The sequence below is a fragment of the Aeromicrobium sp. P2_G6 genome, from assembly GCF_056403535.1.
Map to the genome: position 1 here is coordinate 225118 of NZ_JBFUFH010000004.1, position 25653 is coordinate 250770.

The 25653-nt window shown below is 66.4% G+C and carries 23 protein-coding genes; 10 read left to right on the forward strand and 13 right to left on the reverse strand.

Annotation, left to right across the window (positions count from 1 at the left end; genetic code table 11):
* Positions 1–103: 103 nt before the first annotated feature.
* From AC1DVU_RS14515 to AC1DVU_RS14530, 4 genes are all read left to right on the forward strand, one after another.
* On the forward strand, positions 104–2449 hold the full coding sequence (locus AC1DVU_RS14515) for a PAS domain S-box protein (protein WP_476923159.1): 2346 nt from the start codon (positions 104–106) through the stop codon (positions 2447–2449).
* A gap of 106 nt (positions 2450–2555) precedes the next feature.
* A complete protein-coding gene (locus tag AC1DVU_RS14520) occupies positions 2556–4016 on the forward strand; it encodes a flavin-containing monooxygenase (RefSeq protein WP_476923160.1) in 1461 nt (486 codons plus the stop codon).
* Between the two features lie 73 nt (positions 4017–4089).
* Positions 4090–4698: an acetoacetate decarboxylase family protein gene (locus AC1DVU_RS14525; RefSeq protein WP_476923161.1), complete on the forward strand. Its 609-nt coding sequence runs from the start codon at positions 4090–4092 to the stop codon at positions 4696–4698.
* 19 nt (positions 4699–4717) lie between these two features.
* On the forward strand, positions 4718–5092 hold the full coding sequence (locus AC1DVU_RS14530; protein ID WP_476923162.1) for a hypothetical protein: 375 nt from the start codon (positions 4718–4720) through the stop codon (positions 5090–5092).
* Positions 5093–5096: 4 nt separating this feature from the next.
* Here AC1DVU_RS14530 and AC1DVU_RS14535 read toward each other — a convergent pair whose 3' ends face one another.
* Entirely contained in the window at positions 5097–5435 is a 339-nt protein-coding gene (locus AC1DVU_RS14535; protein ID WP_476923163.1) for a cupin domain-containing protein, read from the reverse strand.
* Positions 5436–5632: 197 nt separating this feature from the next.
* Here AC1DVU_RS14535 and AC1DVU_RS14540 point away from each other — a divergent pair, with 197 nt between their 5' ends.
* Together AC1DVU_RS14540 and AC1DVU_RS14545 are read left to right on the forward strand one after the other, a co-directional pair.
* Positions 5633–5779 (forward strand): hypothetical protein, encoded by a 147-nt coding sequence (locus tag AC1DVU_RS14540; RefSeq protein WP_476923164.1) that lies wholly within the window; start codon positions 5633–5635, stop codon positions 5777–5779.
* Positions 5776–5913, forward strand: coding sequence for a hypothetical protein (locus AC1DVU_RS14545; protein WP_476923165.1), 138 nt, complete (start codon positions 5776–5778; stop codon positions 5911–5913). The genes AC1DVU_RS14540 and AC1DVU_RS14545 overlap by 4 nt, the downstream gene beginning before the upstream one ends.
* A gap of 4 nt (positions 5914–5917) precedes the next feature.
* On the opposite strand, the gene AC1DVU_RS14550 is transcribed toward AC1DVU_RS14545, so the two are convergent.
* Positions 5918–6052 (reverse strand): hypothetical protein, encoded by a 135-nt coding sequence (locus AC1DVU_RS14550; RefSeq protein ID WP_476923166.1) that lies wholly within the window; start codon positions 6050–6052, stop codon positions 5918–5920.
* A gap of 86 nt (positions 6053–6138) precedes the next feature.
* Here AC1DVU_RS14550 and AC1DVU_RS14555 point away from each other — a divergent pair, with 86 nt between their 5' ends.
* The 4 genes from AC1DVU_RS14555 to AC1DVU_RS14570 all read left to right on the forward strand — a co-directional run bounded on the left by AC1DVU_RS14555 (position 6139) and on the right by AC1DVU_RS14570 (position 12047).
* Positions 6139–6534 carry a hypothetical protein gene (locus tag AC1DVU_RS14555; protein WP_476923167.1) on the forward strand — a complete coding sequence of 132 codons (396 nt, stop codon included), beginning with the start codon at positions 6139–6141 and terminating at the stop codon, positions 6532–6534.
* 99 nt (positions 6535–6633) lie between these two features.
* Positions 6634–7305: a DUF6766 family protein gene (locus AC1DVU_RS14560; RefSeq protein WP_476923168.1), complete on the forward strand. Its 672-nt coding sequence runs from the start codon at positions 6634–6636 to the stop codon at positions 7303–7305.
* A gap of 362 nt (positions 7306–7667) precedes the next feature.
* Complete coding sequence (locus AC1DVU_RS14565; RefSeq protein WP_476923169.1) at positions 7668–8834, forward strand: ice-binding family protein; 1167 nt, start codon at positions 7668–7670, stop codon at positions 8832–8834.
* 225 nt (positions 8835–9059) lie between these two features.
* Positions 9060–12047: a glycoside hydrolase family 3 protein gene (locus AC1DVU_RS14570; protein WP_476923170.1), complete on the forward strand. Its 2988-nt coding sequence runs from the start codon at positions 9060–9062 to the stop codon at positions 12045–12047.
* Between the two features lie 37 nt (positions 12048–12084).
* Here the strand turns inward: AC1DVU_RS14570 and AC1DVU_RS14575 are convergent, their stop codons facing one another.
* The 11 genes from AC1DVU_RS14575 to AC1DVU_RS14625 form a co-directional block, all read right to left on the reverse strand.
* The gene (locus AC1DVU_RS14575) at positions 12085–13470 is read right to left on the reverse strand and encodes a GH1 family beta-glucosidase (protein WP_476923171.1); all 1386 of its coding nucleotides are present in this window, start codon (positions 13468–13470) and stop codon (positions 12085–12087) included.
* Positions 13467–15704, reverse strand: a complete 2238-nt coding sequence (gene yicI, locus AC1DVU_RS14580; protein WP_476923172.1) for an alpha-xylosidase — start codon at positions 15702–15704, stop codon at positions 13467–13469. Before yicI ends, AC1DVU_RS14575 begins: the two co-directional genes overlap by 4 nt.
* Complete coding sequence (locus tag AC1DVU_RS14585) at positions 15701–16597, reverse strand: carbohydrate ABC transporter permease (RefSeq protein ID WP_476923173.1); 897 nt, start codon at positions 16595–16597, stop codon at positions 15701–15703. The genes yicI and AC1DVU_RS14585 overlap by 4 nt, the downstream gene beginning before the upstream one ends.
* A complete protein-coding gene (locus AC1DVU_RS14590) occupies positions 16594–17553 on the reverse strand; it encodes a carbohydrate ABC transporter permease (RefSeq protein WP_476923174.1) in 960 nt (319 codons plus the stop codon). Before AC1DVU_RS14590 ends, AC1DVU_RS14585 begins: the two co-directional genes overlap by 4 nt.
* A gap of 78 nt (positions 17554–17631) precedes the next feature.
* Entirely contained in the window at positions 17632–18933 is a 1302-nt protein-coding gene (locus AC1DVU_RS14595) for an ABC transporter substrate-binding protein (RefSeq protein WP_476923175.1), read from the reverse strand.
* Positions 18930–20006, reverse strand: coding sequence for a LacI family DNA-binding transcriptional regulator (locus tag AC1DVU_RS14600; RefSeq protein WP_476923176.1), 1077 nt, complete (start codon positions 20004–20006; stop codon positions 18930–18932). The genes AC1DVU_RS14595 and AC1DVU_RS14600 overlap by 4 nt, the downstream gene beginning before the upstream one ends.
* A 229-nt stretch (positions 20007–20235) precedes the next feature.
* Positions 20236–21816 (reverse strand): ABC transporter permease, encoded by a 1581-nt coding sequence (locus AC1DVU_RS14605; RefSeq protein WP_476923177.1) that lies wholly within the window; start codon positions 21814–21816, stop codon positions 20236–20238.
* Entirely contained in the window at positions 21813–22706 is an 894-nt protein-coding gene (locus AC1DVU_RS14610; RefSeq protein ID WP_476923178.1) for an ABC transporter ATP-binding protein, read from the reverse strand. The genes AC1DVU_RS14605 and AC1DVU_RS14610 overlap by 4 nt, the downstream gene beginning before the upstream one ends.
* Positions 22707–22913: 207 nt before the next feature.
* The gene (locus AC1DVU_RS14615) at positions 22914–23258 is read right to left on the reverse strand and encodes an ArsR/SmtB family transcription factor (protein ID WP_476923179.1); all 345 of its coding nucleotides are present in this window, start codon (positions 23256–23258) and stop codon (positions 22914–22916) included.
* A gap of 225 nt (positions 23259–23483) precedes the next feature.
* Positions 23484–23756 (reverse strand): hypothetical protein, encoded by a 273-nt coding sequence (locus tag AC1DVU_RS14620; RefSeq protein WP_476923180.1) that lies wholly within the window; start codon positions 23754–23756, stop codon positions 23484–23486.
* Positions 23757–23770: 14 nt separating this feature from the next.
* On the reverse strand, positions 23771–25639 hold the full coding sequence (locus AC1DVU_RS14625) for a SulP family inorganic anion transporter (RefSeq protein WP_476923383.1): 1869 nt from the start codon (positions 25637–25639) through the stop codon (positions 23771–23773).
* Positions 25640–25653: the final 14 nt, after the last annotated feature.

The window sequence follows — 25653 nt, forward strand, 5'->3', positions numbered from 1 at the left end:
GATGGCGCGTTCTGCTTGTCTCCACCCTAGATGAGCGGTGGACGGCCCGATGAGGTGCCCGTTCCAGTCGCCAAATGCCGCTCGCGGGGCCATAGTGGCGACCATGGGGAACAACACTCCGACGGTCGTCCTCGTCGACGACTCTGCCGAAGTGCGGGAGCTCCTCAAGACCCAGTTCAGGCTGTCTCGTCTCCTGACGGTCGTCGCAGACGGATCGGACGGGATCGAGGCGATCGGGCTGGCTCACCGGCACCATCCGGACCTGCTGCTTCTCGACCTCTCGATGCCGTCCATGGACGGTCTCGACGCGCTGCACGGCATCCTGACGGTCTCCCCCAGGACTTGCGTCGTCATCTACACGGGATTCGAGAGCAACGGGCTCGCCGAGCGCGCGCTCGAGCTCGGCGCGACCGCGTTCCTCGAGAAGTCCGTCCCCATCGAGCGAGTCGCGCCCACGCTGGTGGACATCTTCAACAAGGCCAGGACGCCACCTCAGCGCGGGACACTGGCGGCCGTACCTGACCACCGGCACGAGCTCGACGAGGTCGAACGCGCCGCTCACGAGCACGACCACGACGACCAGAGCGTGCTGGATGAGCACCTCGAGCGGTTCCGGGAAGTCTTCGAGCAGGCCGCGATCGGCATGGCGACGATGACCCTGACCGGCAGCGTCGTGCGGGCCAACCGCGCTCTTGGTGAGATCCTGCTGCGCAAGCACCGGGATCTCGTCGGCGTCGACTATGCCGCGCTCACCGCGGGAGACGGCGACCTACTGTCCGCAGCACTGAGCGAGATCCAGCACGGCGCGGCGGATCTGGTGCACCTGGAGCACAAGGTCACCGGCGCCCCGGACTCGCGGCACGTACGGGCGTCGATCGCAGCCATCCGGGACGCTGCAGGGCAACCGCTCTACCTCTTCCTGCAGGTCCAGGACGTCACCGCGCAGCGGGAAGCCGAGGAGGAGCTCCGCCTCAGCGAAGAGCGCTTCCGGCTGCTGGTCGACGCAGTCGAGGAGTACGCGATCTTCATGCTGTCCCCCGAAGGCATCGTGGTGAGCTGGAACTCCGGCGCGCAACGCAGCAAGGGTTATCGCGCCGACGAGATCATCGGCAGGCACTTCCGCAATTTCTACCCGCGCGCGCAGCAGGACGCGCGGCACCCCGAGTACGAGCTTGAGCGCGCACTCAACGACGGCCACTACTCCGAGGAAGGGTGGCGGATCCGCAAGGACGGATCGCGGTTCTGGGCGCACGTGCTCATCACCGCGGTGTTCGACGACGCCGGGCAGCACATCGGCTTCGCCAAGGTGACTCGCGACATCAGCTCCAACCGGGAGGCCGAAGAGGCCCTGCGGCAGAGCGAGGAACGGTTCCGGTTGCTGGTGGAGGCCGTCAGCGACTACGCGATCTTCATGCTCGATCCGGGTGGTCGGGTCGTCAGCTGGAACACCGGCGCGCAGCGCGTCACCGGATACGCCAGCAGGGAGATCATCGGTCAGCACTTCCGCGTCTTCTACCCACCCGAGAGCCAGGCCGACGAACACCCTGAGGACGAGCTCGAGATCGCCACGCGCGAGGGGCGCTACGAGGAAGAGGGCTGGCGGGTCCGCAAGGACGGATCACGCTACTGGGCGAATGTGGTGATCACCGCGGTCTACAACGACATCGGTGAGCACATCGGGTTCGCCAAGGTGACGCGGGACCGTACCGAGCAATGGAACGCGGAGCAGGAGCGGGAGCAGACGAATGCCGCGCTCGCGGCGCTCAACGAGCGCCTCCAGCAGGCGGCGTCCGACCAGTCACAGTTCCTCGCCGTCACCGCCCACGAGCTGCGCACGCCCGGTGCCGTGCTTCGAGGATCGGCCGACACGCTCTCTCGCCACTGGGCGGACCTGGGCGACCACGAACGGTCCGGCCTCCTGGCCGGAATGACATCGAGCGCCGATCGGCTCGGCCGCCTGCTGAACGACCTGCTCACGGCATCCAAGCTGGACGCCAACGCGTTGAACCTGCGCCCCGTACGCACGTCCGTCGCCGCGCTCGTCGAAACCGCAGCCGACAACGCCCGCGCTGCGAGGACCGGCGTCGACATCCAGGTCGGCGAGCTTCCTCAGGCCGAGGTCATGGTCGATCCCAGCCGCTTCGGCCAGGCGATCGACAACCTCGTCGGAAACGGTCTGGCACATGGCGCTCCACCCGTGACCCTGAACGCCGTCGTCAACGAGGGCATGGCGCAGATCCGCGTCAGCGACTCCGGCGACGGGGTCGATCCAGCCGTCCTGCCACGGTTGTTCGAGCGCTTCGTGACCGCCGACAACGTCCGCGGCACGGGTCTGGGCCTGTTCATCGTCCGGGAGCTCGCCCGCGCGTCCGGCGGAGACGCGTACTACGAACCCAGCACGGACGAACGGCCGGCCGGCACGTTCGTCGTCACCGCTCCGCTCGCCTGAGGGTCGACGCGCGGCACCCGAAAAAGACAGGTGCCACAGGCGTACGACCGTGACACTATGTGTGTCACGGTCGGCTCCACACGGCCGGACCTGTGAAGGAGTGCGCATGACCTCTGTCGGAATCATCGGTTCGGGATTCGGTGCGCTGGCGGTGGCGATCGAGCTCAAGCGCGCGGGACACACCGACCTGCGGCTGTGGGAGCGTTCCGACGATCTCGGCGGGGTGTGGCGCGACAACACCTATCCGGGGGCCGGCTGCGACGTGCCGTCCCCGCTCTACTCGTTCTCCTTCGAGCCCAATCCGCACTGGAGCCGCCGCTACGCGTTGCAGGACGAGATCCACGCGTACATCCGCACGGTCGCCGACAAGCACGGCATCGCCCCGCTCGTACACTTTGGCCACGAGGTGGTCGCGGCGACGTGGAACCAGGCATCCTCGAACTGGACCGTGACATTCGGCGACCCTTCGACAGGCTCAGGGACCAAGGAAGAGACCGTCGACATCCTCGTCAGCGCGGTCGGCCAGCTCTCGCGCCCGACACTCCCCCACATCCCCGGCATCGACTCGTTCACCGGCACGTCGTTCCACTCCGCACAGTGGGACCACTCGTTCGACCCAACCGGCAAGTCGATCGCGGTCGTCGGCTCGGGCGCCAGCGCCGTGCAGCTCATCCCGCACATGGCCCGCGACGCGCGCAGGCTCGTGGTGTTCCAACGCTCCCCCAACTACCTGCTGCCCAAGCCCGACAAGCCCTACAAGGCGTTCCACAAGAGGCTGTTCGAAACGGCTCCGATCAGCCAGCGCCTCGAGCGCGCCGGGGTGTGGACGTTCACGGAGCAGTTCTCCCGCGGCCTCGATGACGAGTCGAGGGTCGGCCGGATCAACAAGGCGGTCGCCATGTGGCACCTCCGCAAGCAGGTCAAGGACCCCGAGCTGCGGGCCAAGCTGACGCCCGACTACCCCATCGGCTGCAAGCGCATCCTGTTCTCCAACGAGTTCTACCCGGCGCTGGCGCAGGACAATGTCGACGTGGTGACCCACGCGGTCACATCGATCACGCCGAATGGCGTCGTGGACTCCGAGGGCACCGAGTACGAGGTCGACGCGATCGTCTATGCCACCGGCTTCGACTCGCAGGACTTCCTGCAGTCGATCGACATCACCGGCACCGGCGGACAGAAGCTGGCGACGCAGTGGGCCGATGGCGCGCATGCCTACCTTGGCATGTACGTCCCGAACTTCCCCAACCTGTTCGTCACCTACGGGCCCAACACCAACCTCGGCGGCGGGTCGATCATCTTCATGCTGGAGGCGCAGGCCCGGCACATGCGGCAGGCGCTCGACCGACTGGTGGCCGGCGACTACACGACGGTCGAGGTGACCGAAGACGCCGAGATGGCGTACGACCTGGAGCTGTCCGAGAAGCTCGAGCACTCCGCGTGGGCGCACTGCGACAACTGGTATCGCCACCGCTCCGGCCGCATCACCTCCAACTGGCCAGGGGCGACGCGGCCGTTCGCCAAGGCGACCAAGGTCCTCGAGCCGGGCGCCTTCCGGTGGGCATGAGCGAGCTTGCGAGCGAACATGTGAATGTCATGCCGTCGCGCCCGTATCGTGCCTTCTTCTCGGGGGTGACGGCATGACTGACTACCCCGCGGAGCCCTGGGACCTGCACGGTCACGCCTACGTCGGCATCTGGCTGCTGCCTCGCGGTCTCGCCCCCGAGCCGAGCGCGCCGGCGACCAGGACCGTGGCGATCTTCGGCCGGGCGATCGTGTGTGCCGCGTTCTTCGTCTACGAGGAGCCCAGCCCGCTCACGTACGACGAGATCATGGCGACCGTGCTCGTACGCGAAGGGTGGCGACCGCGGGTCTCGATCACCCACATCTGGGTCAACAGCGTCGCCTCACGCGACGGTGGTCGTCAGCTCTGGGCGATACCCAAGGACCTCGCTGACTTCGACGTGGCGCAGCACTCCTCGTACGCCGCTCAGGGCATCGGCTCGCTCGCGGTCCGTCGCGTACGACGACTGCCGTGGCGGCTGCCGTTGGGCTTTCGCATCGCGCAGGACCAGTCCGGGACGCTGCTTGTCTCTCCCGTCACCGGGCGCATCCGATTCGGCCTCGCCACCGCCCGGTGGTCGCTGGCCGGCGATGGGCCGCTGGGCTTCCTCAATGGACACCGACCGCTGCTGACGATCGCCTGTCGCCCGTTCCACCTGCTCTTCGGGCGCGCGGGGCGGCGCTGAGGCCGGTTAGGGTCAGGTCATGCCTCGCCTCGTGATCCTGACCGCGACAGCCCTGCTCCTGCTCGCCGGCTGCACGTCGTCCGACGGTAAGGGCGACGACGACAAGGACTCGTCGAAACCAACACCCACCAAGACCACCGCAGCACCCAAGGGTCCCGACTGCGCCGGAATCTGGAAGGCCGGGGCGACCTTGCCGGAGGACTACACGACGTGCGTCGACAAGGGCGCCGTCGGGGCCCAGGACGTCACCGAGTGCGAGGACGGCACCAAGCTCGTGGCCTTCTCGGATGCATACTTCGCGATCACGGGCGGACTCATCAGCAAGCCCAGGGTCGCGCCGATGCAGGACACGCCGGAGTACGGCAAGGCATACGCCGCCTGCACGGGCGAGTAGCCGCTCAGGCGCTCTGCGGCCCGAGGGCCGCTTCCCCGTCTGCCGGTCCCGGCTCCTTGAGCTCGATGAACATGACGTGTGTCTCCGAGCTGCCGATGTTCTCACCGGCATGGGTCTGTGCTGGCAGCCACGCAGCCTGGCCCGGCACGAGCGACACCTCGCGGACCTGATCACCGACGCTGAGCCTGCGGTCGAACCCGCTCAGCGTCACCATGACACTGTCCGGATGCGTGTGCGGCGTGGTCCGGTCTCCTGGCCTGTCGTGGTACTCCAGCACCCGGACGCGCTCGTTCTCGAACACGACCTTGTAGAGCGACGGGTTGGACTCGACGGGGTCAGACATCCGTCGAGTGTGTTCCCGCAGGCCAGAGCGGGTCAAGAAGCCTCAAAGAATTCGTACAGTTTTGAGGTTTGAAGTCGAACCTTCGGGGTATACCGCGGTCCTCGACCGGCAGTCGAGAGATCGGGCGGGCTGGAGGCTTACGCAGACTCTCCAGCCCGCCGATCACATCGTGAGCCGGAGACGAACCGGAGGTCACCATGAGCGAGTCACCCATCGAGCCGGGGGCAGACCCCGAAGCCAGGCCCACCGAGGATCCCGAGATCACGCCCTCGTCGAAACCTGACGGCGGTTCCACTGTCATCCCGGCTCAGCCGAGCGTGACGAATCCGGACGCCGACCGGTGACGGTCGACCCGAGCGACCCGGTTCGCCGTCAGGAGCCCGACGTCGACCCGGGGCTCGCGCCTGATCCGGAGCACGACGTCGAGGAGAACGCGCCCGAAGGTGCGGGACCGGCGCCTGCCGATCGCGACGACTGACTAGCTACGCGTCCTCGACCGGGTCGGGCGCCACGACGTCCGGCTCGCTCACCGGTCGATCCTGGGCGCCGATGCCCGGCTCTTCCGGGTCCTCCTCACTGGGGGTCTGATCCGGCTCGTCCTGAGGTGCAGTCGTCATGGCGAATCCTCTCTCTGGGTGGCGTACGTACCCGTGCACCCGCTGGCCAAGCGATAGAAACAGCCTGTTCGGGGTATCACCGTCAGGTGAGATCACTGATCGTTGCGGCCGTCTCGGTCGCCGTCGTCTCTCTCACCGGGTGTTCTTCCGGAAATGACGACGCAGCCACCCGGGTCGCCGAACGGCTCCATGCGAGTCTCCGCGCCGAGGACGGATCCGCCGCCTGCGAACTGCTCAGCGAGGACGTGCAGGAGGAGCTGGCCGACTCGGACGGCCCGTCCTGCGAGGCCGCCGTCATGGAAGCCGGGCTGCCTGACTCCGGCCGGGTCATGGAGGTCAAGGTCTATGGCACCGCGGCGCAGGTCCGCTATGACGAGGACGTCGTGTTCCTCGGCGAGTTCCCCGACGGGTGGAAGGTGACGGCCGCGGGCTGCTCACCCAAGGCCGGCGCCCCGTACGACTGCCAGGTCCAAGGAGGCTGAGGCTCGATGCGCGTCATGTTCGTGGTGTACCTGCTGATCATCTGGGTCGGGCTGGCCTATTTCCTGACGACCGGACTGATCCACGCCTAGGAGGCGACGATGCGTACGTTCATCCGGAACAACTCGCTCAGCGTGTTCTTCCTCGTCATCTTCCTCGCTGCGCTCACCGGCCAGGCCTTCGCTGGCTGGGCGCAGTTCAACGACCAGCAGATGGCGTCGGGCATGGCCGAGATCGGCTTCGGCCGCTACCTGACGTCCTCCGACTTCGCGGTCGACGTCACCGAGAACTGGCAGAGCGAGTACCTGCAGTTCCTGCTCTACATCCTCGCGACCGTGTTCTTCTTCCAGAAGGGCTCGCCGGAGTCTCCATCACACACGGGCATGGGTGACGACAACGAGCAGAAGCTCGGCCGCCACACCGTGGACGACTCGCCTGCCTGGGCGAAGGCCGGAGGCGTACGCACTTCGATCTTCTCCTGGTCGCTGACGATCGTGATGGCGGCGATCTTCGTCGTCTCCTGGCTCGCGCAGTCGATCGCCGGGTGGGCGTCGTTCAACGAGACCCGTCTCGAGGAGCGGCTCGATCCGATCTCGTGGGGGTCATACGTCGGCAATCCCGACTTCTGGGCCCGCACGCTCCAGAACTGGCAGTCCGAATTCCTTGCGGTCGGGTCGATGGCCGTCCTGGCGATCTATCTGCGCCAGCGCGGAAGCGCGGAGAGCAAGCCGGTCGGCGAGCCGCACGAATCCACTGCCGTCAGTGCCGGATGAGGGTTTGACCCATTTCGGGACGCAACTCTCCGAAATCCTGTCACTAACTTCTGAGCGTGCCCCCCGCTCAGCGAGGTGTCAGCCTGTGGCATTTTCCCTGCGAGATGAGGATTTTCGTGCGACTCTAAAGGTGTGAGTCTGACGCATATGGGTCACCAGGGTGAGCTGGGCGTCAGGACTTCTTAGTGGGACGCGACACCGGAGGGGTGCGTGGCTCTCACCGATTGAGCGGCGCCTGCTGACCTCACTCCCAAGGCTCGCCGCTTCGAACGGTCCGTCAGCTCCGGTGACCTCACCGGTCGGGCACGGACAACGAGGGGCGCGGCCCCTCTCTATTCCCAGGCCGTGGCAGAGAGAACGCCATGTCCTTGCTCCATGCACGCACCACCACCTCCCCCACACGCAGCCGCCGAGTCGTCCGTCTTGCAGCGGGCCTGGGCCTGGCCGCCCTGGCTCCCATCCTGATCTCCGCAGCGAACACCGCCCATGCTGCCGGCGCGGAGGACCTCGGCACCGCGAAGTCGTTCTCGGTGCTGGCCGGTTCCGGCGTGACCAACACCGGCGTCACCAAGCTCCAGGGCAACATCGGCTCCCACGAGACGCCGACCATCACGACCGACACACCATTCGTATTCACCGGAACGGGATCGAACCATGCCGGCGACGGCGTCACCAAACAAGCCAAGAAGGACCTGCTTCAGTCGTACAACGCGGTGGCCGGCGCCCAGCCACCCATTGCGGTCCCGCAGGAGCTGACGAGGAACGACCCCTATCTGCCCGGCATCTATCGCGCCAGCAGCAGCCTGCTGTTGACCGGTTCCATGACATTGGACGGCGGCGGAAGCAACGACGGCGTGTTCATCTTCCAGGCTCCGTCATCGACCCTCACCACCATGTCCAACTCGGTCGTGAACTTCACCAACGGCGCACAGCCGTGCAACGTCTACTGGCAGGTCGGCAGCTCGGCGACCTTCGGAACCAACACGGCGTTCGTCGGCAACGTCCTCGCCTACACGTCGATCACCGCCAACACCGGTGCGACGTTCGAGGGTCGTCTGCTCGCCAACTTCGGTGCGGTGACGTTGGACTCCAACACCATCAAGGCTCCAGGCTGTGAAACCGGCCCAGGTGGCGGCACCGACACGGAAGGCACGGCCACCGACACTGGTACCGAAACGGCAGGCACCACGCCCGACGCCGGCACCGAAACAGACTCGACAGAAGGTGGCACCGACACCGCAGGCACCACGCCCGACTCCGGTACCGACACCGACTCAACGACCGGGGCAGGCGCCGAATCTGTCGCCGGTACGAGCACAGGTGCGGACGTCGACAGCGCAACAGACAGTCAGATCGGCTCGAGCACGGACAGCGGTACCGACACCGACTCGGCGACCGGCGCGGACTCGACGACAGACCTGCCAGACACCGGCGGACCGGGACTGTTGCCCCTGCTGATCGGACTGTTGGCGGCAGCCGGCGGCGTGGTCCTGATCGCCAGCGCGGCCCGCAGGAACCGCAGCAGCTGACCGAGCCGTCCCGTCACGACATGGGCGGGCGCGGGAGAGAGAACGGCCCCTGACCGCGAAACTGCTGGTCAGGGGCCTTCGACGCACCCAACCTGAATGTGACCGTTGACACACCCCGCTGGCCTTCCGTAGATTTCAACTCAGGTTGATCGTCGAAGCGCTTCGATGATTGAGCGTCCGGCGCCGCTCGGAGCGCCGGACTTCGTTCGTCCTTAGGAGTCCGCTGTGGCCCGTCGCTTCCCTCTTCGCCTACCACTCACTGTCCTCGTTGTCGTGCTTCTCATGGTCCTCGCGGCGCCCGGCGGGGCGCCGGCACGGCCGGCTGCCGCTTCCGGCCCCGCGCATCCGTTCCAGGACCCGTCACTGTCCGTCGCTGCGCGCGTGAACGACCTGCTTGGCCGACTCACGCTCGATGAGAAGCTCGGTCTGCTGCACCAGTCACAGAAGGCGATCCCACGCTTGGGCATCCCCTACTTCAAGTCCGGCACCGAGGCATTGCACGGAGTGGCGTGGTCCAACGACATCGACAACGGGTGGCAGCAGGTCTTCGCAGACCGCGCCACGGTCTTCCCCCAAGCGGTTGGTCTGGCGAGCACGTGGGACCCCGACCTGATGGAGCGCGTGGGGTCTGCGGTGGGCGACGAAGCCCGGGCCTACAACGAGATCAACCCGAGCCTGTGGGGCTTGCAGCTGTGGGCACCGGTCGTAAACCTCCTGCGCGACCCGCGCTGGGGCCGCAACGAGGAGGGCTACTCCGAGGACCCGCAGCTCACGGGCGTCATGTCGACGCGGTACGGCCGGGGGCTGTCGGGCAACGACCCGAAGTACCTGAAGACGGCGCCCATTCTCAAGCACTTCTACGCCTACAACAACGAGACAAATCGAAATGGCAGCTCGTCGAACGTCCCACCCCGCATCAAGAACGAGTACGACCTCCGGGCATTTCGCCCCGCGATCGAGGCGAACGCCGCAACTGGAGTGATGGCCTCCTACAACGAGGTCAACGGTCGGCCGACCCATGTCGACCGTGACCTGAACGATCAGGTCCGTTCGTGGACCGACCAGACTCTCTACAACGTCAGTGACGCCTGGGGTCCGCACGCCGTGACGCAGTCGCAGCACTTCTACGACGACGAGACGCAGGCCTACGCGAGCGTGCTCAAGGCAGGCCTGGACGGTTTCACGGTCGACGACAGCAATCCGGAACCGATGATCGCGACGCTGAAGGACGCACTCGCCCGGGGGCTTCTCACCGTGTCCGACATCGACAAGGCGGTCCGACACGTCCTGACCATCCGCACGCGCCTGGGTCAGTTCGATCCGGATGGCGGACCGTTCGGCGGGACGTCACAGGACGTGCTCGACAGCCCCGCCCATCGCAAGCTGAACCGCGAGGCGGCCGAGGACGCAATGGTCCTGCTGCGCAACAAGAAGCTGCCGCTCGACCCAGGGGCCACCCACAAGGTCGCCGTGGTCGGGCCATTGTCCGACACGCTCTTCAGCGACTGGTACGGCAGCACCCTGCCGTATGCGGTGACCCCGCTCGAAGGCATTCGAAAGCGATTGGGCGACGCCGCCAACGTGTCCGGCGTCGAGGCTCTGGATCGCGTGGCGCTGAAGGACTCGACGACCGGCCGCTACCTGGCCGCCACCGGAACGAACACGATCGACATGGTCACGGCCACCGCGACCGACACGTCTTCCGACGCCGCGCAGTGGGACGTGAACGACTGGATGGGTGACGTCTCGACGCTGCGGAACGCCGACAACGGCCGATACCTGACGGGAAGCTTCGGGCCCTACAACACCTCCGCCACCACTCCGAGCGGCTGGTACGTGCAGCAGCAGTTCCGGTTCGAGCCGCAGGCGGACGGAACGGTCCTGCTCCGGTACGTCGGCTACGAGACCAACGAGAGCTGGTGGTCGCTCGGGGACTATGTCACGGTCGCAGCTGACGGCGCAGTCGGCACCGGGACAAAGGCTCAGGCCGCGCACTTCGAACGCAAGGTCACCAGCGACGGTTCCGACGCCGCGGCTGCAGCTGCCGCGAGCTCCGATGCGGCAGTGGTCGTCGTCGGCAGCAACCCGTTCGTCTACGGAAGAGAGAACCACGACCGGACGAGCATGGCACTGGGGGCGAGCCAGCAGGAGCTGATCAAGCAGGTGCGGCGTGCCAACCCGAACACGATCGTGGTGCTGGAGAGCAGCTATCCCACGACGATGGCGGAGCAACCGGACTCGCTGCTCTGGACCACCCACGCCGGCTCCGAGACCGGCAATGCGGTCGCGGCGACCATCTTCGGCGACCACGACCCGTCAGGCCGACTCACCCAGACCTGGTACGGCTCCGAGTCCGACCTGCCGCCGGACCTGTACGAGTACGACATCGCCAAGACCGACCAGACCTACCTGTACTTCCGCGGCGACCCGCTCTACGCGTTCGGCCACGGCTTGTCCTACACGTCGTTCGACTACTCCCGTCTCCGACCCGACCGGACCGCGATGGGAAGCAAGGGCACTGTGCGGGTCAGCGTGGACGTCACCAACAGCGGCGGCCGGGCCGGCAGCGAGGTCGTGCAGCTCTACAGCCATCAGCGCACCTCGCGCGACAAGCAGCCGCTGCGCGAGCTCGAGGCGTTCCGCAAGGTCACGCTGTCGCTCGGACAGACCAAGACCGTCACGTTCCGCGTGCCCGCGGCCGAACTCGCCCACTGGGACGTCACCCGCGACCGGTGGGTGGTCGAGACCTCCACGTACGACCTGATGGTCGGGTCGGCTTCGGACGACATCCGCCTACGGGCCGCGATCAAGGTCAACGGAGAGACGATCCCGCCTCGGAACCTGTCGCGACCCACGCAAGCGGAGAACTTCGACGACTACAAGGGGATTGATCTCGTCCCGACCACCAGGGAGACCGGCACCTCCGTCGCCACTGACAAGTCCTCAGGCTGGGTGAAGTACGCCAGCTCGAGGACGACCCGCGCCATGAAGCTGTCGGCCTCGGTCGCCAGGTCAGCGGGCGACGCCGGGACGCTCGAGGTTCGGGTCGGTTCCCCCACCGGCCCGGTGGTCGGCAAGGTGACGGTGCCCAGCACCGGGGACCGCTACTCCTACCGAGACGTGACCGCGGACGTCCACGCACCCGGCGGGGTGCAGGATCTGTACCTCGTCCTCGGCCCCGGGGTCAGGCTCGCCGACTTCACGCTCTCCTGATCCCGTTGACCCGAGGGCGTCATTCGACGCCTTCGGGTCAACGGCGCTGGCCCCGGATGTGGTCGCGATACCAGTGCGCACTGCTCTTCCAGCTGCGCCGAAGCGTCGCGTAGTCGACGTGCACGATCCCGAAGCGACGGTCGTAGCCCCACGACCACTCGAAGTTGTCCAGCAGCGACCACACGAAGTAGCCCCGCACGTCGACGCCCTGTGCGGTCGCGGTCGCGATCGCGTCCACGTGCCGTCGCAGGTAGGCGACCCGATCAACGTCCTTGACAGTGCCGTCGGGCTCCACCTCGTCGGGGAACGCGGCACCGTTCTCGGTGACCATGAGGGGCTGTCCGGGGTACTCGCGGTGCAGCCTCAGGAGGAGGTCGGTAAGTCCGTCGGGATCGATGTTCCAGCCCATGGCCGTTGCTGGCCCAGGCTGGGGAAGGAACTCCACCGCCTCCGATCCGACCCACGGCGAGTGGACGGAGGACCCGTGGCCGTCGACCTCGACCCGGGGCTCGTTGCCGTCCCACGCGCGGACCAGGGTGCTGGCGTAGTAGTTGACTCCCAGGACATCAAGCGGCACCGCGATGGTGGCCTCGTCGCCCTCTTTGACGAATGACCAGTCGGTCACGCCGGCGGTGTCGCGAAGCAGGTCGGCGGGGTAGGCACCGTCGAGCATCGGTCCGACGAAGGCCCGGTTGGCCAGCGCGTCGATCCGGCGCAGGGCATCGCGATCCGCGTCACTGTCCGAGGCGGAACGCAGCACGTGGAAGTTCAGTGCCACCGACAGCGACGCCGCCGGGGCCAGGTCCCGGATGACCCGTCCGGCGAGCCCGTGCGCGAGGTTCAGGTGGTGGACAGCGGCCAGGGCGGCCGCAGGCTCCGTCCGGCCGGGCGCGTGTACGCCCGAGGCGTAGCCGAGGAAGGCGCTGCACCACGGCTCGTTGAGCGTTGTCCAGAGGTGAACTCGATCGCCGAGCGCGTCGACGACGGTCGCCGCGTAGTCGGCGAACCGGAGCGCGGTGTCCCTCACGGGCCAGCCGCCGGCGTCCTCCAGCGGCTGCGGGAGGTCCCAGTGGTAGAGCGTCGCGACCGGTTTGACGCCACGTTCAAGCAATCCGTCGACAAGCCTGGAGTAGAAGTCCAGACCCGCGCGGTTGACCGGGCCCGCTCCGGACGGCTGGACACGCGGCCACGCGACGGAGAACCGGTAAGCGTCGAGCCCGAGGGCTTCCACGTGGTCCAGGTCCTGGCGCCAGCGGTGATAGTGGTCGACGGCGACATCGCCGGTCTCTCCGCTGACGGTGCGGCCGGGCGTGTGGCTGTAGGTGTCCCAGATGGAGGGACCGCGGCCGTCCTCGAAGGCGGCGCCCTCGATCTGGTACGCCGCCGTCCCGGCGCCCCACAGGAACCCGGGCGGGAAGCTCAACGGTCGGCGGGTGGGCGGCCGGCGATCATGCACCGGAAGGAGCTGGAGCTCCCGGACACGAGCGTGGCGGTGGCGCGCCCCGCGTCGACAGTCACCTCGAACTCGGCGGCCACCGCACCGTCGGGGTCGGGTACTCGGACGTGCGTCCGCTGCCCGTCGGCCGGAGCGTAGACCCGAAGCTCCACTCCGTCGGCCCAGTCGTAGTCCGGGCGGTCGTTCACGGCCCCGAACGGGATCACCGCGCCCGGCCGGGCGAGAACGGGAAGACTGTCGAACCCGTGCACCTGGCTGAACCAGCCTGGCCCGGTCAGCTGCTCGCCAGTGACCAGGTGGGTCCAGGTGCCCGCCGGCACGTAGAACGTCACCTCCTGCTCGTGCATCACGGGGGCGACGAGAACGTCCGGGCCGAGCATGTACTGACGGTCCAGGTACGCCGCCGTCGGGTCATCGGGGAACTCCAGGATCATCGGCCGCATGATCGGGATCCCGTCACGGTGCGCCTCCTCCGATGCCGCAGCCAGATAGGGCATCAGCGACATCTTGAGCCGGGTGAAGTGCCGGAGCACCTCGACCGCCTCGTCGTCGTACGCCCACGGAACGCGGTACGAGCCGGACCCGTGCAGCCGGGAGTGTGAGGACAGCAGCCCGAAGGCGATCCAGCGCTTGAACACGGCCGCATCCGGGGTGCCCTCGAATCCACCGATGTCGTGGCTCCAGTAACCGAAACCGGACAACGCCAACGACAGCCCGCCGTGGAGCGATTCGGCCATCGCGACGAACGTGGACTCGCTGTCGCCACCCCAGTGCACGGGGTACTGCTGGCCGCCTGCGGTCGCCGACCTGGCGAAGACGACTGCCTCGCCGACACCCCGTTCCTTCTCCAGCAGCTCGAAGACGGCACGGTTGTACAGCAACGCGTAGTAATTGTGCATGCGTTGCGGGTCGGACCCGTCGTGCCAGGCCACCTCGGTGGGGATCCGCTCGCCGAAGTCGGTCTTGAAGCAGTCGACGCCCATGTCGAGCAGCGCCTTGAGCTTGCTGGAGAACCAGGCAACGGCCTCGGGGTTGGTGAAGTCGACCAGAGCCATGCCGGCCTGCCATTTGTCCCACTGCCAGACCGACCCGTCGCGATTCTTGACGAGGTAGCCGGCGTCGCGGCCCTCCTCGAACAGGTAGCTGCGCTGGGCGATGTAGGGGTTGATCCACACGCAGACCTTGAGCCCTCGCTCGTGCAACCGGCGCAACATCCCCTCGGGATCGGGAAAGGCTGCGGGGTCCCAGATGAGGTCGACCCAGTGGAACTGCCGCATCCAGAAGCAGTCGAAGTGAAACACCGACAGTGGCAGGTCGCGCTCGGCCATGCCGTCGATGAACTCGGTCACCGTCGCCTCGTCGTAGGAGGTGGTGAAGGAGGTCGACAGCCACAGGCCGTAGGACCACGCCGGCACCCTGGCGGGCCGGCCCGTCAGGGCGGTGTAGCGCCGGAGTACGTCCTTCTGCGTGGGGCCGTCGATCAGGTAGTAGGTGAGCGACTCCCCCGCCACGCTGAACTGCGTCTGCGAGACCACCTCCGAACCGATCTCGAAGGAGACGTGCTCGGGATGGTCGACGAAGACCCCGTACCCGGCGCTGCTCATGAAGAACGGGACGTTCTTGTACGCCTGCTCGCTGGCGGTGCCGCCGTCGGCGTTCCAGATGTCGACGGTCTGTCCGTTCTTGACGAACGCGCCGAACCGTTCGCCGAGGCCGTAGACCGTCTCCCCAACTCCAAGCGCAAGCCGTTCGTGGACGAAGCGGCGTCCGTCACCGTCGGTGACGATGCCGATGCTGCGGTCGGTTGATGACGTGACCACCTCATCGCCTCGGCAGAAGTCGACGCGCCAAGGGCCGCCCAGGCACACCCGTGCGGTCAGTCCACCGGTCGTGAGCGAGGCCTGGTCCGCGGTGATCCGGACGGATACCGGGTGGTCCTCGGTCGAGGCAACGGCAAACCGTGGCTCCTGAGGAAGTCCTCCGGAGTGGTGGCCGATGGTCACACCCAGGACGCCCTCCGCGGGAGTGAAGAACTCCACCGTGACGATGGGCATGTTGAGGGTGTCGCCGCGGCCGGTGATGTTCCCCGTCGGAGCGAACACCGTGAAGCCGCGTTCGTCCGGCTCGACCGAGTCGACGCTCCGGGGCCGGAGCACGCCGACACCCGGTCGGAGCTGCCAATAGCCGTCGGTGAACTTCACTTCTCTGCTCCTACGGTGATGCCGCGCGTGAGGGTGCGCTGGAAGATGAGGAAGAAGATGATCGCCGGCAGCAGGCTGATGAGCGACCCGGCGTTGGTGGTCGGCGCGTCCATGAGCCGGTCACCCTGCAACGACGCGAGGGCGACCGGGATGGTCTGGGTGCTGTTGTCGACGAGCATCACCAGCGGGATCAGGAACTCGTTCCAGGTCCAGATGAAGAAGAAGATCAGCAGCACCGCGAGCGTGGGCCGGAGGTTGGGAAACACGATCCTCCACAGAATGGTCCACTTGCCGGCGCCGTCGATCCTCGCCGCCTCGAGCAGAGCGCGCGGGAAGGTGCTCAGCACGGACGCGAGCAGGTACGTGCCGAAGGCGCTCTGGATGACGATGAAGATGATGATCACCGAGAGGCGAGTGTTGTAGAGCCCGACCTCCTTGGCGAAGTAGTAGAGCGGGTAGACCAGCGATTCCTGCGGCAACATGTTGGCGAGCAGGAACAGCCCCACTATCCACAGCCGTCCCCGCACTCGACCGATGCCGAGCGCGTAGGCGTTGAGCACTGAGACCAGGACTCCGAATACCGCGACGGAACCGGAGATGAGGATCGAGTTCCACAGCTTCCGGGGATAGTCGGACTCGTGCCAGTAGGTCTCGAGGCCCTTGGTGTAGAAGCCGCTTGGCCAGCTGAGCGGGCCGTGGTTCGAGTAGTCGCTGGGCGACTTGAAAGCGTTGAGCAGCATGAAGCCGAGCGGCACCAACATCACAATGGCGCTCGCGGTGACGAGTGCAAGCACCAGCCACCTCGCGGAGCCGCGGCGGTGCCGGTCGCGCGGGCGCCTCGTTGGTGGGGCCGCCGGTGTCGCGGCCAGGTCGGGCTGGATCGTCACGGTCACTGAGAAGCCTCCGCTCGCTCGCTGCGCTGTTGTGCCCGGATGAAGATCATGCTGACGACGACGATGATCAAGGTGAGCACCGTTGCGATCGCCGAGCCGTATCCCACCTCGAGCTTCTTGAAGAACGAGGAGTACGCGTAGTAGGAGGGGACGTTCGTCGCGTTGTCCGGGCCGCCACGGGTCAGTGCAAAGATCGGGCCGAAGACCTTGAGGGCCGCGATGGTGCACGTCAGTGCCACGACAAAGGTCTCGGGACGAATCTGCGGCAGGGTGATGGCGCGGAGGCGGAGCCACCAGCCGGCGCCGTCGAGTTCTGCCGCCTCGAACAATTCGGGGTCCACGCGCTCCAGAGCAGCCATGAAGACGACGAGCGGGTAGCCGATCTGCACCCAGATCATCACCATCATGACGCTCGGCAGCGCGACGCCGGGATCGCCGAGCCAGTCTTGTCGCAGTCCGTCGAGCCCGAGTGCCCCGAGCATTGAGTTGAGCGCGCCGTCGGGTCGCAGGATCCAGCCCCACACGATGCCGGCAACCACGACTGGCAGCACCTGCGGCATGTAGAACGCCGCCCGCAGGATCGATGAGGTCGCGGGGTGGAAGCGACGGCCGATCACGTCGAAAAGCACGGAGGCGAGGACCAGTCCCAAGAGCGTCGGGACCACGACCATCGCGACGACCATCGCGACGGTGTTCTTGAATGACATCCAGAACACGTCGTCACCGAGCAGGTCGCGGTAGTTCTGGAGCCCGACCCACTCGGGATCGCCGATGCCTGACCACTCGGTGAGCGAGAGGTAGACGTTGAAGACAAGCGGGGCGCCGATGATGAGCGCGAACAGCACGCCACCGGGCACGAGGTAGAGCCAGTAGGAAGCGTCGGGACGGGACCGGCGGCGGCGCAGACGTGGCACTGCGCCGCCGGCGGTGGCCACGGCCGGGTCGGGAGGGTTCATGACAGGTCCTTTGGCCAAGGGCGGGCGGGCCGGGAGGAAGCGGCCCGCCCGCCAGACTGGGTGGACGGAGGATGGAGATCAGTCGGTGATGTCCGCGACGCCGTCCTCGTAGGGCTTCTCGATCGAGTCGAGGACCTTGTCGGGCGTCTTGGAACCGTTGATCAAGCCCTGGAAGCCCGAGACGAGGACGTCGTAGTAACCGGGGACCGGCCAGTCCGGGTAGAACGCCAAGCCGTCGTTGGCAGTGAGCGTGTTGAAGTTCTCGATCAGCTTCTTGTCCTTCGGATCCTTGATGTCCGAGGGGTCCGCGGCCACGGGAACGCCTCCGTTGTTGCCGATGAGCTGCTGGATCTCTGGCCGCATCGTGATGTCGATGAAGTCGTAGGCGAGGTCCTTGGCCTGGCTGGTTTTCGGCACGACCCACAGGTTGCCCGAGGATCCGGCGTTGAAGGTGTTCCCTGGGAACAGGAACGAGTCCCAGTTGAACTTGATCTCGTCCTTGAATCGGCCGTACCACCAGCTGCCGGAGACGATCATCGGGACCTTGCCGCCGATGAAGGCGGTGCCCATGTCCTCGGCCTTGACCGAGGCAGCGTCCTTGGCGACGTAACCCTTCTTGACCCACTCGGCGAAGGTGTCGGCGCCGTACTTCAGAGGGCCGGAGTGGAAGTCCACGTCACCCTTGTACAGCTGGTAGTCGTCGACGAACGAGCGGTCTGCCTGGGAGAGTGCCAGCTCATACCAGAGCTGGCCGGCGGGATACTCCGCCCCTGCCATGCCCAGCGGCGTGATGCCCTTGTCGACGAACGTGTCCATCGCCTGGGTCATCTCGTCGAGTGTCGTGGGCACGGTCACACCGTTCTTCTTGAACATGTCGGCGTTGTAGTAGACCATCACGTACTCGCCGTAGTTCGGCACGCCGTACCAGTCGCCAGAGCCCATCACGCCGCGATCGTCGTAGCGGGCCGTGGTCTGCAGGCTCTCGCTGAGATCGTCGGCCCAGCCGCGCTTCTCGGCCTGGGCGGTGAGGTCGGTGAGCAGACCCTGGGAGGACAGCAGGCCCGCGGTCGCGTTGCCCTTGTTGTACTCCATGATGTCGGGGCCTTCGTCGGAGTTGATGATCATCGCTGCGTTCTGCTGGATCTGCTCGAAGGCCTTGCGCGAGAACTTCACCTTCACGCCGGGATGCTCCTTCTCGAAGAGCTGGATCGCGCGGTCCCAGGCGATGCCCATCGCACTGTTGGCACTCTCGTAATGCCACAGGGTGAGCGTCTTGGCGTCGCTGCCAGAGCCCCCTCCGTCGCCGCTACAGGCGGCGAGTGTGGTGGCGGCCAGGGCGCCAAGCGCAACGGCCGCCACGAGCTTGCGGGTTCTCTTCATGGTTGTGTCTCCTCGGTGTGGTGATCGCTGCTGGACGGGGCTGGTCTTGCCGCGGAGGCTGCGGGCGGTGGGCCTGTGCTTCCGCGCGGCTCGAGGGCGCAGGCCACCAGCTCCTGGTGCACCTCTCCCGTCTTGTCGGTGAGGGCACGCACGAGCGTTTCGACCGCAAGGCGGCCAAGGGTGGAGCCCGGTGAAGTGAGGGTGGTGAGCGCGGGAGTCGCGAGGTCGGCAACCTGTGGAGAGGTCACCATCGAGACGACGGAGACGTCGTCGGGGATGTGGAGGCCTCTGTTGGCGAGCTCGCCGAGGATGCCGAACAGTGCGTTCTCGTTCATCGCGATGACTCCGGTCAGGTCCGGCTGACGGGCCAGGGCATCACGGATGGCGATCCTGCCGTCCTCGGCGGTGTCGCCAGCGGGAATCATCAGCGGCTCCAGTCCGTGTCCGCGCATGATCTCCTCGAACGCCAGCTGGGTACGAAGCGCCGGCCCGTACCCGCTGCTGATCGCGGCCTCGGAGTGGTTGACGTACACGATCGACCGGTGACCAAGGCTGACCAGGTGGTCGACAGCGTCGCGCATGGTGCGGTCGAAGTCGATGTCGACGTAGGACAATCCGGCGGTGTCCTCGGTGCGGCCGATCAGGACGAACGGGACGCCGCTCTCCTGCAGCATCGGGACGCGCTCATCACGCATCCGGACCTCCATCAGCAGAGCGCCGTCAAGCATTCGCTCGCTGACGAGCCGCCGCAGCCCATTCGGGTCCTGCGCCACGCTGGGCGAGAGCACCAGGTGGTGGTCGGAACGGCTGGCCTCGTGCGCGGCGCCGGTGACGAATGCGGTTTCTGTCGCACCCAGACCGCGCTGCTCCATCGGCAGGGAGAGGCCGAGGATTCGGCTCCGCCGACTCGCCAGACCCCGCGCCATCGCATTCGGGTGGTAGTCGACCTCGGCCATCGCTGCAAGCACCCGCTGGCGTGTCGCATCCGAGATGGGCCGTGCGCCCGTCAGCACGTAGGAGACTGTGCTCAGAGAGACCCCTGCACGCCGGGCGACGTCATTCATCGTGGCCATCGCTAACCTCCGCTACCCCGTTGTCGAAGCGCTTCGACGAAGCGCTTCGATGAAGATATGACGTGAGTCACACATCCGTCAAGAGTGCAGATTGGGTGTTGCTGATACCCGAGCCGCTAATCGCAGGTCAGAGGCACTTTCCGCGGAGGATGTCGCTACGTTGCACTTTTCAACACGGCCAGCGGTCCGGAGCTGGGCGGACCAAGGTCCCGGCTGGGAGACAAGATCGCTAGGCACCAACGACGTCTCGTCGCCGCAGAGCCAACATCCCGAGCGCTGCGAGTCCAACAGTGAGAAGTGTCAACACAGCGAGCGGCATGATCCGGAAGTCTTGTGCGGGCATCTGCGGGACGTGCCGGAAGGGCGAGATGTCCATGAGCCACATAGGCAGCTGCAACAGCTCCCCGAACATCATCACCACGAAACAGAACCCCAGACCGAGCCAGCCCACGGCGGCCCACCGAGATTGGACGCCGTACCCCAGCCACGTCAACGCCCCGAGCAGCAGGACCGGCACGGCGTACGGCAATGTCGCTCCTGTCAGTCGAAGCACGGCGGACCAGTCTTCGGTGACGAGACCGAAACCGATGCCCATTCCGGCGCCCCCCGCGAACACGACAGCCACCGTCCCCGCAAGCGTGACCGCCCAGTGCGCGGCCGCCCAACGCCATCGCGGTATCGCCGTCGCCAGCAGTGTCTCTGCGAAGCCCGCCGCCTCCTCGCTACGCATCCGCTGGACGGACGAGATGGTGAACCCGCTACCGATCAGCGCCAGCATCAAGGCAGCTGTGGCGTAGAACGAGTCCACCAAGGAGCCACCGGATGATCCGAACACATCGTTCGAGAACTCCGAGTCACCGATCAGGTCGGCGACGTCGTCGCCTATCGATCCGTAGGCGAGACCTCCGAGAAACATCCCAACGGTCCATCCGATCACACTGGCCCGTTGCAGCCGCCAGGCGAGCGCCCCGGCTGTGGCCATCGAGCCGCGGCCGGGTCCGGGTCGCGGCGGCAACACGCCCGAGCCGATGTCACGGCGGTCGAACAGCCAGCTGGCCGAGACAGCCAGGACGAAGATGACGCCGACCGAAAGCAGCGCGGGCCACCACTGCTCGTCGGCGTACGGCCGCAGGTATTGGCCCCAGCCGATCGGCGACAGCCAAGACATCGCTTCGTTCCCGACGTCCCCAACCGCGCGGAGGACGTACGCGAGTCCGATCGCCGCGCCGGTGATGCCGTACGCTCCGCGGGTGCTCCCCGCCAACTGAACCGCGACCAGCGCAAACCCACCGAAGACCAGACCCGTGAGACCGGCGCCGATCCCCAGCGCGATCGATCCTGCTGCCGGGAGGTCGAAGCTGATCAGACTGGCGGCGATGAGGACGCCCAGCAGCACATTGGCGAGGATGACCACCAGCGCCGTGGCGACCAGCGGGGCGTGACGTCCGATCGCGCCAGCGCGCACGAGCTCGTCGCGCCCACTCTCCTCCTCCGCCCGGGTGTGCCGGCCGACGAGGAACATGCTCATCAGCCCGGCAACAATCGCGCCGAACGCGGCCGCCTGCCAGGCGACCTGGCCACCAACCGAGTCCAGCGCGCGGGGCGGGCCGGCCATCGCGATGAATGCTGGGTTGTCAGCCATTTGGGCCGCGGCCTTGTCGAGCTCAGCCTGGGTCGCGTAGAGCCCTTCAGTGCTGACCGCTTGCGAGTAGTAGAGCACGACATTGCCCGCGATCCACCAGAACAGCATCATGCGGTCACGTCGCAGATGAAACCGCAGAAGGGTCAGCGCGCCGGTAACCGCAGTCACGGGGTGATGTCCTCACCGTAGTGACGCAGGAATAGCTCCTCGAGCGTTGGCGGTTTGCTGGTGAGCGTACGGATTCCGAACCGCCCGAGTGCATCCAACGCCGAGCCGAGCTCGACCGTGTCGACTTCGAATGTCGCTCGATGTCCTTCGACCACAAGGTCGTGCACCCCGGCAAGTCGGTCGAGGCCGACGGGGCGGCGACTCAGACTCGCCGAGACTGAGGTACGCGTCAGGTGCTGCAGATCGGCCAGTGTTCCCGACTCGACCGTGCGGCCGGCACGGATGATGCTGACCTTGTCGCACAGCCGCTCAACCTCCGCAAGGATGTGGCTCGACAGCAACACGGACCGTCCATCGTCCTTGAACTCATTGATGCACTCGGTGAATACCGCCTCCATCAGAGGATCCAAGCCCGACGTGGGTTCGTCGAGGATCAAGAGCTCGACATCGGCCGACAGAGCGGCGACGAGTGCGACCTTCTGACGGTTGCCCTTTGAGTACGCCCTCGACTTCTTGGTGGGGTCGAGGTCGAAGCGCTCGATCAGCGAGGCCCGGCGCTTCTCGTCGAGACCGCCGCGCAGCCGGCCAAGCAGGTCGATGACCTCGCCGCCGGACAGATTGGGCCACAGATTGACGTCACCCGGTACGTAGGCCAGTCGGCGGTGCAGCTCAGCAGCGTCGCGCCACGGATCCCGGTTGAACAGCAAGACCTCGCCGGCGTCGGCGTGGAGCAGACCCAGCAGCACCCGAATCGTGGTCGACTTGCCCGACCCGTTCGGCCCGAGGAAGCCATGGACCTCGCCGACAGGGACCCGCAGGTCGAGACCGTCCAGGGCCGTCGTGCGCCCGAACCGCTTCACCAACCCGGAGATGTCGATGACAGTGTCCATGGCCGGAACGCTACTCGGACAATTCGTGACGAGGGCATTGTGGAGATCGATTGGCCATCTCCGCGCCATGCTCGGCCAGACTGCTTCACCCCACACTCGACCGATCGTCATCTGGCCAACGATTCTGCGAACGCTCAAGCCAGCGTTTGAGACCGCCACCTCCACGTGCGTGCGAAGGTCTGGGTCACCAGCGCGCGAGTCGCAGGGTCAGGCGGACTCAACGATGTCGCTTCGCAATTCGGCCAGTAGTTCTTGTTGACCGGTCCAGACCGCAGCGAGGATCCGCCGGCCCGCGAGGAGCAGCTGGGAAACGTCGGCCGTGCTCAGTTCGTAGACCACCGCACCGCCGTTTCTGGTGGAAGAAACAAGTCCGGCTCGCCGTAGCACTGCGAGTTGTTGGGACAGGCTTGAGGATTCGATCTCGATGTCATCCAGCAGTTCCCGCACGACCTTCGGGCCGTCCTGCAGTAGCTCCAGGACTCTGATCCGGACTGGGTGGCCAAGGGTGCGGAAGAGCTCGGCTTTTGCCTGGTAGATCGGCACTGCTTCCATGCTGGCCTCATTCGTAAATGTGCAGGTTCAGAATTCTTCAAAGTCTAATTCACCGGCGTGCTGCCCCGGACTTCCTCGGAAGTTCATGCCCAAATCTGGGCCGCCTTCTGGTGGCCGAACCGGGCAGCGATCTCTCCACACACCGAACAGGCCGCGACCATCACAGCGCTCCGTGCCGCAGCTTCTGCCAGCCGATCGACCTGGCTCTCGTTCGTGAGACGCGGGCTAGACCTTGGCTACGAGGACGAGGGCGATGAGCCCTGGAAGTGCACCGATCAGGACGAACGGTGAGAGCGGACTGAGGCGGTGCATCAGCCGGCCAGCGCCGATGGTCAGAGCGCCGATCGCGCCGGCCATCACACACAGCGTGATCGCGTCAGGTCGGTCTCCAGCTCGGTTCTTGAAGATGCTGGTGACGATCAGTGCCCCGATGGGGAAGGATGCGACAGCGCAGATGAGTGCTGAGACGATCCACTGTTGCACCTTCTCGGTCGTCATTGCTCGACGTTGCTTCACTGCCATGGGCCCTCCGTTCCTGGGTTGCGTTGTTGAACGCGCTCGGCCAACTGTCGCGCCTGATCTCCGCGCACCACTCCTCGCGTGAGTCGGTGGTTGGCCATGGATGGCTGCAGGTTCGCCGTCTGAAGGCTGGTGAGCCGGTCCACCTCTGCGCGTGAAGCACGAGGCAGGGGACGGTCGATGTCGCCCAGTTGGGGCGTCAGGATCTTCCGTGCTTGTGCGATGGCAGTCGGCGTGTCCGGAAAGATCAGGCCGGTGCTTCGGAGCTTTTCGGCCACGCCGAGACCTTCAAGGAGGTCGTCATGGGTGGGCGCGATCCCGGACAGCATCACGACAACCCCTCGGTGCTCGAGCTTGGTGATGGCATCGTCCAGGACTCGTGCGCCGGTGGCGTCAACAGTGCTGACGCGGGACATGCGCAAGATGACGACCTTGACGTCAGTGATGTCGGGCAGCTCCAACAGCAGCCGGTGCGCGGCGGCGAAGAAGAGCGGGCCATCGATGCGGTAGGCGACAATGTGCTCGCTGAGCAGTGCGTGTTCTTCATTGCTGTGGTCTCCCACGTCCAGGGCAACTTCTTCCAGGCGTGCGCTCTTGGCTACTGCACGGAGGGCGAGGACCACGGCTACGACCAGGCCGACGCCCACGGCCGTGACCAGGTCGAAGGCGATGGTGACCACGAGGGTCAACAGAACGATCGCAGCATCAGCCCCTGTGGCGCGGATGATGGCCAGTAGTGAGCCCACTTCCACCATCCGGATGGTGGTGGCGAACAGGACCCCGGCGAGTGCGGCGAGCGGGATGTCGGAGACAAGCGCGGCACCGAGGTACACCACGACGAGCAGGACGATCGAGTGCACAATCGTCGCGAGGCGTGAACTGGCCCCTGCCCGGACGTTCACCGCCGTGCGGGCGATCGCCGCGGTGGCCGGGACGCCGCCGAAGAACGGCACCAGCATGTTCGCCAGCCCCTGACCGAAGAGCTCCCTGTCGGGGTCATGACGTTCACCCACGCTCATCGCGTCAGCCACCGAGGCACACAGCAAGCTCTCCAGGGCCGCCAAGGCCGCGATGGCCAGCGAGGCCGGCACCAGTTGGGAAATGAGTCCAAGGTCGATGAAGCCAGCAGCCGGCGCCGGCAGAGAGGACGGAAGCTTCCCGAGCGTGAGCAGACCCAGATCCCACTGCCTCGCCACAACAGTGGCCACCGCCACGCCGATCAGGGAGAACGGGAGCCCGGGGCGCCATCGTGCCCCGGCCAGCATCAGCACCGCGACACCCGCTGCGATCAGCAGTGGGGCGATCATCGGATCGGCGAGGTACTGCCTGACGGCGTCCGCTGCTGATGCCCAAACCTTGTCGCCGTGAGGATTGGAGATCCCGAGCGCCGCCGGCACCTGCTGGAGGAAGATCACGACCGCGATCCCTGCCGTGAACCCCTCCACCAGCGAGATCGGCAGAAACCGCACGTAGCGTCCCACCTTCGCAACCGCCATGACGATCAGGACGACGCCTGCCATCAGCCCAACCGTCAAAGCGCCGGTGCGACCGAACTCGTGGACGATCGGCACCAAGACGACCGTCATGGCACCGGTGGGACCGGACACCTGGAGATTCGACCCACCGAAGACTGCAGCGACCAGACCCGCGATCACTGCGGTGACCAGACCCGACTGGGCACCCATTCCCGACGCCACTCCGAAAGCCAGCGCTAGCGGGAGCGCCACGACTGCCACGGTCAGGCCAGCGAGCACATCACCGCGGGGATTGCGACGAAACGCCCGGTAGTCCGCCCCCGATGGTCCGAGTTCACGCACCGCATGAACGGCTCGCGCCCCGCCGTGGTTCGCCAAGCGTTGCATCTCACGAAAGAAGC

Excerpts from the sequence above, each read along its gene's own strand:
- AC1DVU_RS14590 (WP_476923174.1), bottom strand. The coding sequence starts at position 17,553 with ATGAACCCTCCCGACCCGGCCGTGGCCACCGCCGGCGGCGCAGTGCCA.
- AC1DVU_RS14565 (WP_476923169.1), top strand. The coding sequence starts at position 7,668 with ATGTCCTTGCTCCATGCACGCACCACCACCTCCCCCACACGCAGCCGC.
- AC1DVU_RS14610 (WP_476923178.1), bottom strand. The coding sequence starts at position 22,706 with ATGGACACTGTCATCGACATCTCCGGGTTGGTGAAGCGGTTCGGGCGC.
- AC1DVU_RS14520 (WP_476923160.1), top strand. The coding sequence starts at position 2,556 with ATGACCTCTGTCGGAATCATCGGTTCGGGATTCGGTGCGCTGGCGGTG.
- AC1DVU_RS14625 (WP_476923383.1), bottom strand. The coding sequence starts at position 25,639 with ATGCAACGCTTGGCGAACCACGGCGGGGCGCGAGCCGTTCATGCGGTG.
- AC1DVU_RS14615 (WP_476923179.1), bottom strand. The coding sequence starts at position 23,258 with ATGGAAGCAGTGCCGATCTACCAGGCAAAAGCCGAGCTCTTCCGCACC.
- AC1DVU_RS14515 (WP_476923159.1), top strand. The coding sequence starts at position 104 with ATGGGGAACAACACTCCGACGGTCGTCCTCGTCGACGACTCTGCCGAA.
- AC1DVU_RS14600 (WP_476923176.1), bottom strand. The coding sequence starts at position 20,006 with ATGGCCACGATGAATGACGTCGCCCGGCGTGCAGGGGTCTCTCTGAGC.
- AC1DVU_RS14550 (WP_476923166.1), bottom strand. The coding sequence starts at position 6,052 with ATGACGACTGCACCTCAGGACGAGCCGGATCAGACCCCCAGTGAGGAG.
- AC1DVU_RS14530 (WP_476923162.1), top strand. The coding sequence starts at position 4,718 with ATGCCTCGCCTCGTGATCCTGACCGCGACAGCCCTGCTCCTGCTCGCC.
- AC1DVU_RS14620 (WP_476923180.1), bottom strand. The coding sequence starts at position 23,756 with ATGACGACCGAGAAGGTGCAACAGTGGATCGTCTCAGCACTCATCTGC.
- AC1DVU_RS14535 (WP_476923163.1), bottom strand. The coding sequence starts at position 5,435 with ATGTCTGACCCCGTCGAGTCCAACCCGTCGCTCTACAAGGTCGTGTTC.
- AC1DVU_RS14540 (WP_476923164.1), top strand. The coding sequence starts at position 5,633 with ATGAGCGAGTCACCCATCGAGCCGGGGGCAGACCCCGAAGCCAGGCCC.
- AC1DVU_RS14560 (WP_476923168.1), top strand. The coding sequence starts at position 6,634 with ATGCGTACGTTCATCCGGAACAACTCGCTCAGCGTGTTCTTCCTCGTC.
- AC1DVU_RS14525 (WP_476923161.1), top strand. The coding sequence starts at position 4,090 with ATGACTGACTACCCCGCGGAGCCCTGGGACCTGCACGGTCACGCCTAC.
- AC1DVU_RS14595 (WP_476923175.1), bottom strand. The coding sequence starts at position 18,933 with ATGAAGAGAACCCGCAAGCTCGTGGCGGCCGTTGCGCTTGGCGCCCTG.